The following is a 13,430-nucleotide window of genomic DNA, read 5'->3' as shown; positions in this document are numbered from 1 at the left end:
ATTCGGGGCTACCTTTCCAGGCGTGGACGACGTGCGAGCGGTGCTGGCGGGCAGATTCAGCCCTCGAACGCTGATGATCATGGACGTGGCGTTCGGCGTGCTCATGGCCTTCGTGGTGTCGGCGAACCTGGCCGTGGGCGCTTGGGTGCCGAAGTCGGGTCTCCCGATGTGGTTCGCCTGGGCGGTTTCGGTTTCGCTCGCGGTTCCCGTGGCGGTGCGCAGGCTTTGGCCGCTCCCGACGTTCGCCTTGGCGATCGGGCTCTGGGTGGCCACCGGCGCGCTCGGCATCGGCTGGGCGGGCGTTCTCGTCGTCGCGGTCGTGCTCCACGCCGTCGCGACGGAGCTGGCGATGACGCCGTCGGTGATCGCGCTGGTGGTGGCCTTGGGGTCGGCCGTGGGTCCTGGTTTCGACCTGCTCTCGACCGCGATCGTGTGGACGGTGCTGGTCCTGACCTGGGTGGTCGGCCGGGCCAACCGCGAGCGGCGGATCATGGCCGCGCGCGAGGCCGAGCAGCGCGCGCGGGCCGCGGTGGGGGAGGAGCGGCTGCGCATCGCCCGCGAACTGCACGACATCGTGGCGCACGGGATGAGCGTGATCGCGGTCAAGGCCTCGGTCGCCAACCACGTCGCCGAGTCGAATCCGGCGGAGGCGCGGGCCGCGCTGGTCGACATCGAGGCCACCAGCCGAGAGGCGCTCGCCGACCTGCGCCGGATGCTCGGCGTTCTCCGATCCACAAAGGACGGCGTGCCGGTCGACCCGGCGCCCGCGCCAGCGGGTCTGGCCGACTTGGCCGACCGGGCGGGAATGGCGGGGGTCAAGGTGGACCTCGAAGTCCGGGGGGTGGACGATCTGCCGGACGGGGTGGGGCTGTCGGTGTACCGGATCGTGCAGGAGGCGCTGACCAACGTGGTCCGACACGCGGCGCCTGCCCGCTGTCAGGTCACTGTGGACGGTGCGGAGGGGGTGGTCACCATCGAGGTGACCGACGACGGCCCAGGTGGGTCGGCAGCGGGTTCCGGACACGGGCTCATCGGCATGCGGGAGCGGGTTTCCCTCTACGGCGGGGAATTCTCAGCCGGCCCGAGGCCCGAGGGCGGCTTCGCGGTCCACGCCCGCCTCCCGTACGCGGAGGCCACGTCGTGATCAGGGTGGTGGTCGCCGACGACCAAGCATTGCTGCGCGGCAGTTTCCGGGTGCTGATCGAGTCCGACCCGGGCCTGACTGTCGTGGGAGAGGCGGGAACGGGCGCCGAAGCGGTCGAGGTCGTCCGGCGCGAGAACCCTGACGTCGTCCTGATGGACATCCGCATGCCCGGCGTCGACGGCATCGAGGCCACCCGGCGGCTGATGGATTCCCCTTGCCGTGTCCTGATTTTGACCACCTTCGACCTGGACGAGTACGTCTACGCCGCGCTGCGGGCGGGAGCCAGCGGCTTCCTGCTGAAGGACACCCCGCCTGCCGACCTGCTGTCCGCCATCCATCGAGTGGCTGAGGGCGACGCCCTCTTGTCGCCGTCGGTGACCCGCAGACTGATCACCGAATTCGCCCGCCTGCCAGGGCCTTCCGCGCCGCCGCGTGAGCTTGTCGGGGTGACCGAACGGGAGCGGGAGGTGCTGACACTGATCGCACGGGGCAGCTCGAACACCGAGATCGCCGAGCGGCTGGTCCTGAGCCAGGCGACTGTGAAGACCCACATCGGGCGTCTGCTGGCGAAACTGCATGCGCGAGATCGAGCACAACTGGTCATCGCAGCGTACGAATCGGGCCTGGTCAAGGCGAACAGCTGATCGCGGCCGGGTGGGTCCAGGGATGCCGTCCGATCGTCTAGCCGAACTTTCCTCTCCCGACCGGCACCCCGGACGGGGTTGTCCACAGCCCGCTCACCTATCCACAGATCACGCCGCTCACCCCTTCGTGCACCCATACCCCAAGGGCAGCCCCCAGGGATGATCTGCCATGGCCGTTGGGATCGGCCTCTCACTGCGGGGGTCTGGGTGGTTGAGGATGGCGGCCACGAACCCAACCGGTCGTTGGGTTCGGCACGCTCAGGTCGGGGGTCAGATGGCAGCCCCCCAACGGGCCGTTGGTTCAGCCTGTTGAGGGGCGGTTGCGTTGCCTTCGTACCGCGCGGGGGTGGCTTGGGAGTGGAAGCCGGGCCTAGCGGCCGGCGGGGCTGACCGACAGCATCCGGCCCGCCAAGCCACGGGCGCGGATCGACAGCTTGCCCGCGATCTCGTCGAGGACCTTCGCCGCCGGGGCGTCCGGGGTGGACTTCACCAGGGGCTGACCGGAGTCGCCGCCTTCCCGCAGGCGCGGGTCGAGTGGGATCTGGCCGAGCAGGGGCACCGTGGAGCCGACCGCCCGGGACAGGGAGTCTGCGACGAGTTGGCCGCCGCCCGTGCCGAAGAGGTCCATTCGGGAGCCGTCGGGCATTTCCAGCCACGACATGTTCTCGATGACGCCCGCGATCCTTTGCCGGGTCTGCAGGGCGATGGCGCCCGCCCGCTCGGCCACCTCGGCGGCGGCCTGCTGCGGGGTGGTCACCACGAGAATCTCCGCGTTCGGGATGAGTTGGGCGACGGAGATCGCGATGTCGCCGGTGCCCGGGGGCAGGTCGAGCAGGAGCACGTCCAGGTCGCCCCAGAAGACGTCGGCCAGGAACTGCTGCAAAGCTCGGTGCAGCATCGGGCCGCGCCACACCACGGGGGTGTTGCCGGGGGTGAACATGCCGATGGAAATGACCTTCACGCCATTCGCCTCTGGCGGGAGGATCATCTTCTCGACCTTGGTCGGCTTCTCGCTGGTGCCGACCATGCGGGGGATCGAGTGGCCGTAGATGTCGGCGTCGACGATGCCGACCTTGATGCCGCGCGCCGCCATGGCGACGGCGAGGTTGACCGTGACGCTGGACTTGCCCACTCCGCCCTTGCCGGACGCGACGCAGTACACGCGCGTCAGCGAGCCCGGTTCGGCGAACGGGATGCGGGGTTCCTCGCTGTCGCCGCGCAGCGACTTGCGCAGGGTGGTGCGCTGCTCGTCGTTCATCACGTCGAGTTCGACGGCGACGCTGGTCACGCCCGGCAGTGCGGCGACCGCGGCGGTGACGTCCTTGGTGATCTTGTCCCGGAGCGGACAGCCCGCGACGGTCAGGTACACCGCGACGTCGACCTTGCCGTCGTCGTGCACGGTGATGCCCTTGACCATGCCGAGTTCGGTGATCGGCTTGTGGATCTCGGGGTCCTCGACCTTCGCCAGCGCGGCACGCACAGTCTCGACGCTGGGAACCTGCTCCGTTGTGGTCACCAGACCATGCTACGACTGAGTAGCCCGCCGCTTTCGTGCGGATGGCGGGCGCCACAGGGCACTGCGCGTCGGGACAAACGCGTTCCGTAACATTGATCCCCCGCTCAGCCTTAACCAGTTCCACCCCGAGGGCCGCGAGGATCGCAATCAGGAGGAACCTTGACCGTGCCGGACCAGTCCGCCCGGCCCACCCGTGAAGAACTCCATGCGTGGCGCACCTTCCTGCGCGCCCACGCGAAGATCACTCGTGCTTTAGAAGCCGAACTCGTCGCCGAGCAGCGGCTTTCCCTTGGGGGATATGACGTGCTGGTCCAGCTCGCGGAGGCCCCCGACCGCAAGCTGCGGATGGCCGAGCTGGCCGACGCCGTCCTGCTGTCCCGCTCGGGGGTGACCCGACTGGTCGACCGCCTGGAACGAGTGGGGCTGGTTTCCCGCGAACGGGTCGCCGGTGACGGCCGCGGCGTCGTGGCGACGCTCACCCCGGAGGGCCTCAACACCCTGCGCACCGCGGCCCGCACCCACCTGGCAGGTGTTTCGCGTCACTTCGTCGCCAAATTCGACACCGACGAACTCAACGACATGGGCACCCTCTGCGCCAAACTCCTCGACTGACCCCGCGAGTCGCCCCTTCCCGCAAGTGAGTCGCCCCTTCCGGCAAATGAGTTCGACGTTCGGATCAATGCGAATGTCGAACTCGGTTGCCGGGAGGGGCGACTCACTTGCCGGGAGGGGCGACTCGCGGGTCAGGTGTCGTCGTCCCAGCGGGGGTCGTCGCGCATGGACTGGGCGGGGGCTCGTGGTCGGGGCTTCTTGGTGGCCTTGAGGTCGCCGCGCAGCTTGTCCAGCTCGCCGCGCAGGTAGTCGCGGGTGGCGACCTCGCCGATCGCGAGCCGCAGCGCGGCGAGTTCGCGGGCCAGGAACTCGGTGTCGGCCTTGGTCTGCGCCGCCCGCGCCCGGTCTTCCTCCAACGACACCCGGTCGCGGTCGTCCTGCCGGTTCTGCGCGAGCAGGATCAGCGGGGCGGCGTAGGCGGCCTGGGTGGAGAAGGCCAGGTTGAGCAGGATGAACGGGTACGGGTCCCAGCGCAGCGACACCGCGACCAGGTTCACCGTGATCCACGCGATCACCAGCATCGTCTGCCAGAACAGGAACTTGCCGGTGCCGAGGAACCTGGCCAGCCGCTCCGAGAACCGCCCGAACGCCTCCGGGTCGATCTCGAACCGCAGCGCCCGCGGCCTGCGTGGCTGGTCGAGCCGCCTGCGGTAGGTGGGCTCAGGCATGGGCGCGCTCCCGCCAGCCCTCGGGCAGCAGGTGGTCGAGCACATCGTCGACCGTGACCGCGCCCAGCAGATGCTCCTCATCGTCGACGACCGGCGCGCACACCAGGTTGTAGGTGGCGAAGAAGCGGGTGACCTCCAGCAGCGAGTCCGACGGCCGCAAGCTGGTCAGCTCCTTGTCGATCGCGCCGGCCACCAGGTCGGACGGCGGTTCGCGAAGCAACCGCTGGATATGGACACAGCCCAGGTAGCGACCGGTCGGAGTGGCCGAGGGCGGGCGGCACACGAAGACCATGCTCGCCAGCGCCGGTGTGTTGTCCGGGTTGCGCACGCGCGCGAGCGCCTCGGCGATAGGCGCGTCCGGGGTGAGCACGATCGGCTCCGGGGTCATCAGACCGCCCGCGGTGTCGAACGAGTACTTCATGAGCCTGCGGACCGGCTCGGACTCCTCGGGCTCCATCAGCTCCAGCAGCCGGTCCTTGTACGGCTCGGACAGCTCGGCGAGCAGGTCGGCCGCGTCGTCGGGATCCATCGCCTCGAGGATGTCGGCGGCGCGCTCCTCGTGCAGGTGGGTGAGCAGGTCCTTCTGGTCGTCCTCGGGAAGTTCCTCGAGGATGTCGGCGAGCCGCTCGTCGTCGAGCGCGTCGGCCACCTCGTAGCGCCGTTTCGCGGGCAGGTCCTGCAGCGCGGTCGCCACGTCGGCGGCGCGCATCGAGTCGAAGACCGCGAGCAGCCGGTGGGCGCCCTGCGGCTGCCCGGCCAGCTCGGTGATGCCGGGCGCGCGGATCTCCGACCACGGCAGCACCTGCAGCGGCCCGCGCCGCGACAGCCGCCCGGTGCGCTCCCGGATGGCGACCCGCCCCAGCACCCAGTCCCGGGTCCGGGTCGGCTCCATCGCAGTGTCCACGACGGTCGCCTGCATCCCGCTGGCCACGATTTCGACCCGCGCGTCCATCAGCTGGCCGACGACGAGAACCTCGTTGGGCCGTTGGTGGAAGTGGCGCATGTTGACCGAACCGGTGGCCAGGGTGATCGCGTTCGCGTCGATCGAGGTGACCCGCAGCATCGGCACGAAGATCCGTCTGCGGGTCAGCAGCTCGACGACCATGCCGAGGACCCGCGGTGGCTGCCGGTCCACCCGCAACCCGGCCACCACGTCCCGGATCTTGCCGATGGACTCACCGTCCGGTCCGAAGACCGGCAGGCCCAGCAGCTGCGCCACGAAGATCTTGCCGATGCCTGCCACGGTCGCCAGGCTAGCCGCCCACGCTCACACGAGCGCGTCGCCCCGCTCGGTGCGGCGGTAGAGCACCGACCGCTGCTCCCGCGTCTTCGCCACCAGGCCCGAGCCGTGCATGATCGACAGGTGATAGGACACCGTGGCGGCCCCGAGCCGGTGCCGGGCGCTCAGCTCCGAGGTCGTGCGCGGCACGTCGAGGTCGAGCAGCAGCCGGGCCCGAGTGGCGCCGACGAGCTGGGACATGGCCTTGGTCCGGCGTGACTCGTCGCCCAAACCCTGCGCCGGGTAGTTGAGGACCGCGTTCCCCGTGTCGCACAGCTGCACGAGCAGGCATGGCCATGACAGCAGATTCGGGGACAGCACCAGGTCCTGGCTGGTGAAGTGCATGGTCTCGTCGTACGGCTTGTCCACCTCCAGCGCGGAGCCGGTCCAGCGGACGTCGCGGTGCAGCGAGCCCAGGAGGCCGCCGATGCCTTCGGTGGCCATCGTCATGGCCCGGGCCGCGAGGTCGCGTTCGTGGCGTTCACACAGGTCCGACCACCCGTCGTCGATCGCCCAGGCCCAGAACCGCGCCAGACCGTTCGCCGCGCGCGGCGAAGGTCCCGGACTCGACGGCGTCGGCCACCTCGGGCGACCCCATCCCCCGGGTGGCCGCGACCTGCTCGGCCACCACGTCGGCCGGTGTCTCGGCGATCTGTTCCACCTGCGCCGACCAGATCCGGTCGCGGCGAACGCGGGCGGGCTGAGGTGTGTACAGGTCGGGCACGTAGCCGTGCACGAGGGGGAACGTCTTCGCCATCATGGCCACATCGGGATCGCGCAGGGCGAACCGGGCGGACGCGCCCGCGTCGCCGAACAGCGGATGCGTCCGGCCTGCCACCGTGAGCCGCAGCCACGCCATCGCCTCCGTGGCGGGCGACGGCGCCAGCCGAACGCCGGCGAGCGTCGCGGCGTCGAGGTGGGCGACGATCACCGCGCCACCGTATCGAGGATTCGAGCAGTCTCGAATCGTTTCGTCACCGGCTCCGGGTGCGGTGTGCTGACGCCGTGCCACTGGGGGTGCGGCCGGGGCCCGACCAGCCCCGGCCGCGCTGTTCTCACAGCAGGGAGTCCCCGCGCTCGGTTCGGCGGTACAGCACGCAGCGGTGGTTGCGGCTCTTCGTCACCAGCCCGGACTCGTGCAGCACGGACAGGTGGTAGGACACCGTGGCGCGGGCGAGGCCGCCGCGCTCACCGAGGTCCGAGGTGCTGCGCGGGACGTCCAGGTCACGCAGCAGGCTCACCCGGGTCCGGCCGAGCAGCCGTTCGGCGCCCGGGGACTTCGGGTTGGCCGTGCCAACGCCGCGCGCGGGATAGGACAGCACCGCGTCGTCACGATTGCCGAGCTGTATCAGGAAGCTGGGCCAGGTCAGCAGGGTCGGCGACAGCACGACGTCGGCGTGCCGGTAGTAGATGGTCATGTCCAGGCAGAGGTCGATCTCCATCGCGGACCCGGTCCACCGCACATCCGGGTGCAGGGATCCGATCACCCCTGCGAGGCCTTCGCGGGCCATGACCCGCGCGCGATGGTCGAGGTCGGCGTCGAGGCGCTCCCGCAGACCGGTCCACTCGTCGCGCAGCGCGCACGCCCAGAACTTGGCCATCCCGTTGGCGGCCCGGGCGGCGAACTCGCCCGCGTCGACCGCCGCTCGCACTCGCGGGTCGCGCGCACCGGCCGGGACTTGGCCCGCCGCGACCGCCGCGGGTGTCGCCGCCATCCGCTCGAGCTGCGCGTCGAGGATCCGGTCGGTGGGCACCCGCTCGGGCTTGGGGGTAAGCAGGTCCGGCAGGCCCTTTGACGGGTTGCCCAGCGTGCAGGCGACCATCGCGACATCCGGATCGCGCAGCGCGAACCGGGCCGCCGCGCCGGGGTCGCCGAACACTGGGTGGGACCCGCCGTGGGCGGCCAGGCGAAGCCAGGTCATCGCCTCGATCGCGGGGGACGCCGACAGCCGCACGCCCGAGAGCGTCTCGATGTCGAAGTGGGCCACGATCACCCCAGGAACCTAATGGCTCAGGGCCGATTTCAGGAGCCAGTGCCCGGGCCACCGCTTCGGCGTCGGTGTGGTCGTCCTCGTCGATCCACGTGCCGATCGCCCGGACGAGCGCCCAGCGTCGGGCGAGGTCCAGTCGTCCCGGTGGCCTCGACGACCGCGTCGAGCCTCGCCCGCGGTCGCCGGACTTCGGGCCCAGCTCCCGGCAGAACGCCACGGCCTGCTCCACCAACTCCCGGGGTACGTCGCTCCCGGAGCGCTCCATCTCATCCGCGCAGCGCTGTGCCTTCTCGCGCACCGAGCGTCTCCGGTGGGGCCTTCCGGTCGAGCCTGCGAATCAACCCGGCGATCACGCCGATAGCCTCGTCGATCGGCACGTCCAGCCGCAGACAGCGGGCCGCGAGGTCGGGCAGGCCCGCGATCCACGACCGCTCCTCGGGGGCGTCGAATCCGTCGGCGAAGTCCGCCGGGACGATCAGCTTCGGTGTCATGGTGGCCACAATGGCGGTCCGCTCCGGGTCGTGGTCGACTACAACTCTTCAGTGGTTACCGGACGGTTAACCTCGTACCGAACGGAGGCTCGATGCGTTCACCGAAGGACTTCTTCCGCCCGCTCGCGGTTGGTGCGCCCGAGCCGGTGCGGGAGATCCCGTTCCGGCCCTCGCGGATGATCCACTTCTTCGACCCGAGCAACGAGAAGATGGCCGCGAAGGTTCCCGACATGGCGGCGCAGGCCGACGTGGTGCTGGGCAACCTGGAAGACGCCGTGCGCGCCGACCGCAAGGAAGCCGCGCGCGAGGGTCTGGTGAAGATCGCCCGGACCACCGACTTCGGCGACAGCCAGCTGTGGACCCGGGTCAACAGCCTCGACTCGCCGTGGGTCCTCGACGACCTGATCACCCTGGTCACCGAGATCGGCGACAAGCTCGACGTGATCATGGTCCCGAAGGTCGAGGGCGCCGCCGACATCCACTACGTCGACCGCCTGCTCGCCCAGCTCGAAGCCCGTGCGGGCCTGGACAAGCCGCTGCTGGTGCACGCGATCCTGGAGACCGCCAGCGGCGTCGCCAACGTCGAGGAGATCGCCACCGCGAGCCCCCGCATGCAGGGCATCTCGCTGGGCCCGGCCGACCTCGCCGCGAGCCGCCGGATGAAGACCACCCGCGTCGGCGGCGGCCACCCCGGCTACCTCGTGCGCACCGACCCGGTCGGCGACAACTTCACCGAGGGCCGCGTCACCTACCAGCAGGACCTGTGGCACTACACCGTCGCGCGCATGGTCGACGCCTGCGCGGGCGCCGGGATCCTGCCGTACTACGGCCCCTTCGGCGACATCGCCGACGTAGTGGCCTGCGAGGACCAGTTCCGCAACGCCTTCCTGCTCGGCTGCGTCGGCGCGTGGAGCCTGCACCCCAAGCAGATCGCCATCGCCAAGAAGGTCTTCTCCCCGGCTCCGGAGGACGTCGCCTGGGCCCGACGCGTCATCGCCGCGATGGGCGACGGCACCGGCGCGGTCATGATCGACGGCAAGATGCAGGACGACGCCACGGTCAAGCAGTGCCGCGTGGTCGCCGAACTCGCCGACGCCCTCGCCGCGCGCGACTCCGACCTCGCCGCCGCTTACGACGCCGCCACGAAGGAAGCTCTCGCTAATGACTGATCCGCTGCTCCGTCCCCGTCGCTCGGTGCTCTACATGCCGGGCGCCAACGAGCGCGCGCTGGAGAAGGCCAAGACCCTCCCCGCCGACGCGCTGATCCTCGACCTCGAGGACTCCGTCGCCCCCGACGCGAAGGCTGAGGGCCGCGAGCGGGTGTGCGAGGCGGTCGCGGGAGGCGGCTACGGCAAGCGTGAGCTGACGATCCGGGTCAACGGCCTGGGCACCCAGTGGCACGCCGATGACCTGCGCGCGGTGGCCAAGGCGGGCCCGGACGCCGTCGTGGTGCCGAAGGTCAACAGCGCCACCGAGGTGCATGCCATCGAGCGCGCACTGGAAGCCGCGGGCGCGCCCGACCACACCGCGATCTGGGCCATGGTCGAGACGCCGATCGCCATGCTGCGCGCCCACGAGATCGCCGCGGCCAGCGACCGGCTGACCGTGTTCGTCATGGGCACCAACGATTTGGCGAAGGAACTGCACGCCGAGCACGTCCCCGGCCGCGCGCCGCTGCTCGGCGGCCTGTCACTGGCGCTGCTCGCCGCCCGCGCCACCGGCAAGGTCATCCTCGACGGTGTCTACAACGACGTGAAGGACCTCGACGGCTTCGCCGAGGAATGCGTCCAGGGCAGGCAGTTCGGCTTCGACGGCAAGACGCTGATCCACCCGGGACAGATCGGCCCGTGCAACGAGATCTTCGCGCCGTCGGAAGCCGCGGTCGCCCAGTCCCGCAAGATCATCGAAGCCTTCGAGGAAGCCGCGGCGGCAGGCCGCGGCGTCGTCACCGTCGACGGCCGGATGATCGAGAACCTGCACGTCGACAACGCCCGTCGCATCCTCGCGGTCGCCGCGGCCATCGACGAACTGGGCTGAGTGCCGGACCGGTAGAGCCGCCCGTCCCCACTGGGGATGGGCGGCTTCTTATTTACGCACGTCATTGCCGGTGTCGTTTCGCGAATCCGCTGGCGCGCGGACTGGTGGTTATCACCCTAGATCGTGCCAGGTGCCATTTGGTTGCCAATCTTTGCTGCTTTTTTCGCGACTCAGAGTCACCCTCGACGCGCCGAAAATCGTCGCGCCACGAAGCGGGCGGTTGCCGTTCGCGGGCGTTACAGTGTCGCCCGTGACCTACTGGCGGACCGCTGATCTCGTATGCACTGTGCGACCTTACGGAGAGTGCGCTCGGGCCGCACCACTCGCCCGATAAGATGCATAACCTGCTCACCCGAATGCCGACTACGCAATGTAGTCGCAATCGCCGGTGAGTGGTTGGTTGAGTATTCCTCCCCTTTTCTCAACACGGGCCGTGCCGGGCACTGTGGTGAGTATTTCGAAAAGTATTCCGGCGGCTCCGGCCGCGGACGTGCGAAGGATTCTCATTTGGAAGATAACGACGTCACTCCCGTTGCTCCCCGCACGGCGGGCCGCCGCGGCCAGGCCGCCCTGGCCAAGCTGGTGACCACCGACGACTTCACCCGCAAACTCACCCTGGACGACCGCAAGTTGATCCTGTTCCTGCTGGTCGCCCTGGTCGACCGCCACGACAGCCTGACCCTGACGTACAACGCCCTCAAGGACGCCCACCGCGACCGCGATGACCACTGGACGTACGGCAAGGACGTGGCCTACCTGCAGCGAAGCTGCGCCCGGTTCCTCGGCGGCGGCGCCGCACGTGCGCCTCGATGGCCGGAGATCGAGGACTTCGTCGCCGCGGGCGTGTCCGAGCGCAACCGGGGCCGAATACTCGCCTTCGCCGCGGGCTTGCACTGCCGGGCGGCGAATGTGGAGAATCCCGCGGGGTATAACGGGCCGATCGCGTACCCGACGTGGGTGGACGCTCCACGGGTGTCCGCGAAACAGATCCGCGATGAGCTCGTCGAGGTCACCACCAACGGCTCCGATGTCCTCGACCTCCCCATCCCGCGCACGTCCTCCGATCCCGCGGACCTGATCGCGGAGGTGGCGGCACTCAAGGCGGAGCTGCGTGACCGCGAGTACCAACTCCGTTCGGCGGTGGTCTCTTTGCAGCGCAAGGAGGCCGAGGTTTCGATCCTCGGCCATCGCGTGCGCGCGCTCACCGGCGAGGTGGACATCCTGCGACGCGCGGACACTGTGCTGCGCAACGAGGTCCACGTCCTGCGCAAACAGTCCGCGCTACGGCTGATGGAAGCGCCGACCGTTCGCTTCCGTCCCGTCGCGCAGCCGACCGGCCGCAGTCGGTCGGCATAGTCCGACTCGGCGCCGAAGCCCTTGTGACCCAAGGCTTCCGCGCCGCCGTCCCGACCACCCAGGCATGGCCATTCGTCCCGTGACTCGATTTCTGGCGCGCCGGCATCGAGTCGGTTTCAGTGCGAGGACGGAGAACCATGACGAACGGGGATCGGGACAACCCCACCGAGGACGGCACCAAGCCTGCCCGGCGGGGATGGCGGGACCCGGGTCGATGGTGGCGAGCGGTGCGAACACCGCTGCGGCTGCTGAACGGCTGGGCGGTGCTCACACAGCACGAAGCCCTTGCCGTGACGACAAGGGCTCTCGTGGTGATCGGTGACGCGGTCTTCGGCACGCAACAGCGCTGACCGCGGCGCCTGCTGAGGATCGGCCCGGTGTCGGATGGACCCCGGCATCGGGCCGTTTCTCTCCGTGCGCGGCGTTCTCACCCCGGCACGGCGAGTATGTTAGCCGCGCTCAGTGTTCACCGGGTGTGATCAGGGCCCGCTTCACTCGCTCGGCGTAACATCGAGGGTGCTGAACGGAGGCCCCACGATGGTTCTCCTCTACATCCTCATCACGATCGCGTCCGTGGCCGCGCTGGTCGCCGCGGCCAGCGCCCGCGTGGTCAAACAGTACGAACGCGGACTCGTCTTCCGCTTCGGTCGCGTACGCCCTGAGCTGCGCAAACCCGGTCTCACGTTCCTCATCCCGGTGTCGGACCGGCTGCACAAGGTCAACATGCAGGTCGTCACCATGCCGGTGCCCGCGCAGGACGGCATCACCCGCGACAACGTCACGGTCCGGGTCGACGCCGTCGTCTACTTCAAGGTGATGGACCCAGTTCTCGCCGTGGTCAACGTGGAGGACTACCGGTCCGCCGTCGGCCAGGTCGCGCAGACGTCGCTGCGGTCGATCATCGGCAAGAGCGACCTCGACGACCTGCTTTCCAACCGCGAGCGGCTCAACCAGGGCCTCGAGATGATGATCGACAGCCCCGCGCTCGAGTGGGGCATCCACATCGACCGGGTGGAGATCAAGGACGTCGCGCTGCCCGAATCGATGAAGCGGTCCATGTCACGTCAGGCCGAGGCCGAGCGGGAACGTCGGGCCCGGGTCATCTCCGCCGACGGCGAGCTTCAGGCCTCCTACAAGCTCGCCGAGGCCGCCCGGATCATGGCCGACACCCCCGCCGCGCTGCAGCTGCGGCTGCTTGAGACGGTGGTCGAGGTGGCCGCCGAGAAGAACTCGACCTTGGTCCTGCCGTTCCCCGTCGAGCTGCTCCGGTTCCTCGAGAACGCGTCGAGTTTGCCAAGCCGTGATCGTTCAACGATGACTACGGAGTGATTACGCAGCAGGTCAGGGACGTGACACGGCGTAAAAGGTTGTCGTGACATAACGCACAGATAACGGGATTGGCTTGCTTCGCCACCCGAAGTCGACCAACGCTAGGCCCATGGGTAGACACCGCGACACCTCATCGGAGGGACGAAGTCTTCTGAGCCTGTTCGGCGGACGACGCCGCCAGGCCGACGACCTCTTCGACCGCAGCTTCCGCTCTTGCGGCGGCTGTGGGGCTGACGTTTACATCCTCGCCGAGGAATGCCGCGGCTGCGGCGACGAGCTGGTGCTCCGCGCGGGCTGAGTGGTCCTGCGCACTTCCGTACCGCGAACGGTCGTTAACCGGTGGATACTCCCGGGTAACTCAGA

Annotated in this window: 16 protein-coding genes; 9 read left to right on the top strand and 7 right to left on the bottom strand. The window is 69.4% G+C overall.

From position 1 onward, the window contains the following. The first annotated feature begins 22 nt into the window (after nucleotides 1-22). Complete coding sequence (locus ACUZ2Y_RS14950; protein WP_476331401.1) at nucleotides 23-1,144, top strand: sensor histidine kinase; 1,122 nt, start codon at nucleotides 23-25, stop codon at nucleotides 1,142-1,144. After that, nucleotides 1,141-1,788 (top strand): response regulator, encoded by a 648-nt coding sequence (locus ACUZ2Y_RS14945; RefSeq protein ID WP_476331398.1) that lies wholly within the window; start codon nucleotides 1,141-1,143, stop codon nucleotides 1,786-1,788. Before ACUZ2Y_RS14950 ends, ACUZ2Y_RS14945 begins: the two co-directional genes overlap by 4 nt. Nucleotides 1,789-2,158: 370 nt before the next feature. Here the strand turns inward: ACUZ2Y_RS14945 and ACUZ2Y_RS14940 are convergent, their stop codons facing one another. After that, nucleotides 2,159-3,304 carry an Mrp/NBP35 family ATP-binding protein gene (locus tag ACUZ2Y_RS14940; RefSeq protein ID WP_476331395.1) on the bottom strand — a complete coding sequence of 382 codons (1,146 nt, stop codon included), beginning with the start codon at nucleotides 3,302-3,304 and terminating at the stop codon, nucleotides 2,159-2,161. A 159-nt stretch (nucleotides 3,305-3,463) separates the two neighbouring features. Here ACUZ2Y_RS14940 and ACUZ2Y_RS14935 point away from each other — a divergent pair, with 159 nt between their 5' ends. Further along, a complete protein-coding gene (locus ACUZ2Y_RS14935; protein ID WP_476331392.1) occupies nucleotides 3,464-3,916 on the top strand; it encodes a MarR family winged helix-turn-helix transcriptional regulator in 453 nt (150 codons plus the stop codon). Nucleotides 3,917-4,047: 131 nt separating this feature from the next. Here ACUZ2Y_RS14935 and ACUZ2Y_RS14930 read toward each other — a convergent pair whose 3' ends face one another. From ACUZ2Y_RS14930 to ACUZ2Y_RS14905, 6 genes are all read right to left on the bottom strand, one after another. Continuing rightward, the gene (locus ACUZ2Y_RS14930) at nucleotides 4,048-4,584 is read right to left on the bottom strand and encodes a DUF1003 domain-containing protein (RefSeq protein ID WP_476331389.1); all 537 of its coding nucleotides are present in this window, start codon (nucleotides 4,582-4,584) and stop codon (nucleotides 4,048-4,050) included. Beyond that, the gene (locus tag ACUZ2Y_RS14925; protein WP_476331832.1) at nucleotides 4,577-5,818 is read right to left on the bottom strand and encodes a magnesium transporter MgtE N-terminal domain-containing protein; all 1,242 of its coding nucleotides are present in this window, start codon (nucleotides 5,816-5,818) and stop codon (nucleotides 4,577-4,579) included. Before ACUZ2Y_RS14925 ends, ACUZ2Y_RS14930 begins: the two co-directional genes overlap by 8 nt. Nucleotides 5,819-5,851: 33 nt before the next feature. Next, a complete protein-coding gene (locus tag ACUZ2Y_RS14920) occupies nucleotides 5,852-6,313 on the bottom strand; it encodes an ArsR/SmtB family transcription factor (RefSeq protein WP_476331386.1) in 462 nt (153 codons plus the stop codon). Between the two features lie 31 nt (nucleotides 6,314-6,344). Continuing rightward, nucleotides 6,345-6,794, bottom strand: coding sequence for a hypothetical protein (locus ACUZ2Y_RS14915; protein ID WP_476331383.1), 450 nt, complete (start codon nucleotides 6,792-6,794; stop codon nucleotides 6,345-6,347). A 124-nt stretch (nucleotides 6,795-6,918) separates the two neighbouring features. Beyond that, on the bottom strand, nucleotides 6,919-7,857 hold the full coding sequence (locus ACUZ2Y_RS14910; protein ID WP_476331380.1) for an ArsR/SmtB family transcription factor: 939 nt from the start codon (nucleotides 7,855-7,857) through the stop codon (nucleotides 6,919-6,921). A gap of 263 nt (nucleotides 7,858-8,120) precedes the next feature. Next, nucleotides 8,121-8,345, bottom strand: coding sequence for a hypothetical protein (locus ACUZ2Y_RS14905; RefSeq protein WP_476331377.1), 225 nt, complete (start codon nucleotides 8,343-8,345; stop codon nucleotides 8,121-8,123). Nucleotides 8,346-8,437: 92 nt separating this feature from the next. Between ACUZ2Y_RS14905 and ACUZ2Y_RS14900 the strand changes: the two genes are divergently transcribed. The 6 genes from ACUZ2Y_RS14900 (at nucleotide 8,438) to ACUZ2Y_RS14875 (ending at nucleotide 13,365) form a co-directional block, all read left to right on the top strand. Beyond that, a complete protein-coding gene (locus tag ACUZ2Y_RS14900) occupies nucleotides 8,438-9,514 on the top strand; it encodes an HpcH/HpaI aldolase/citrate lyase family protein (protein ID WP_476331374.1) in 1,077 nt (358 codons plus the stop codon). Continuing rightward, nucleotides 9,507-10,382 (top strand): HpcH/HpaI aldolase/citrate lyase family protein, encoded by an 876-nt coding sequence (locus tag ACUZ2Y_RS14895; protein WP_476331372.1) that lies wholly within the window; start codon nucleotides 9,507-9,509, stop codon nucleotides 10,380-10,382. The genes ACUZ2Y_RS14900 and ACUZ2Y_RS14895 overlap by 8 nt, the downstream gene beginning before the upstream one ends. 507 nt (nucleotides 10,383-10,889) lie before the next feature. Continuing rightward, a complete protein-coding gene (locus ACUZ2Y_RS14890; protein ID WP_476331369.1) occupies nucleotides 10,890-11,738 on the top strand; it encodes a hypothetical protein in 849 nt (282 codons plus the stop codon). Nucleotides 11,739-11,875: 137 nt separating this feature from the next. Further along, nucleotides 11,876-12,088, top strand: coding sequence for a hypothetical protein (locus tag ACUZ2Y_RS14885; protein ID WP_476331366.1), 213 nt, complete (start codon nucleotides 11,876-11,878; stop codon nucleotides 12,086-12,088). A gap of 187 nt (nucleotides 12,089-12,275) precedes the next feature. Further along, nucleotides 12,276-13,067, top strand: coding sequence for a slipin family protein (locus tag ACUZ2Y_RS14880; protein ID WP_476331363.1), 792 nt, complete (start codon nucleotides 12,276-12,278; stop codon nucleotides 13,065-13,067). A 109-nt stretch (nucleotides 13,068-13,176) separates the two neighbouring features. After that, the gene (locus ACUZ2Y_RS14875) at nucleotides 13,177-13,365 is read left to right on the top strand and encodes a hypothetical protein (RefSeq protein WP_476331360.1); all 189 of its coding nucleotides are present in this window, start codon (nucleotides 13,177-13,179) and stop codon (nucleotides 13,363-13,365) included. The last annotated feature ends 65 nt before the right edge of the window (nucleotides 13,366-13,430 follow it).

It is taken from the genome of Actinokineospora sp. UV203 (assembly GCF_056323665.1).
This window is presented reverse-complemented; position numbering and strand designations above follow the sequence as displayed.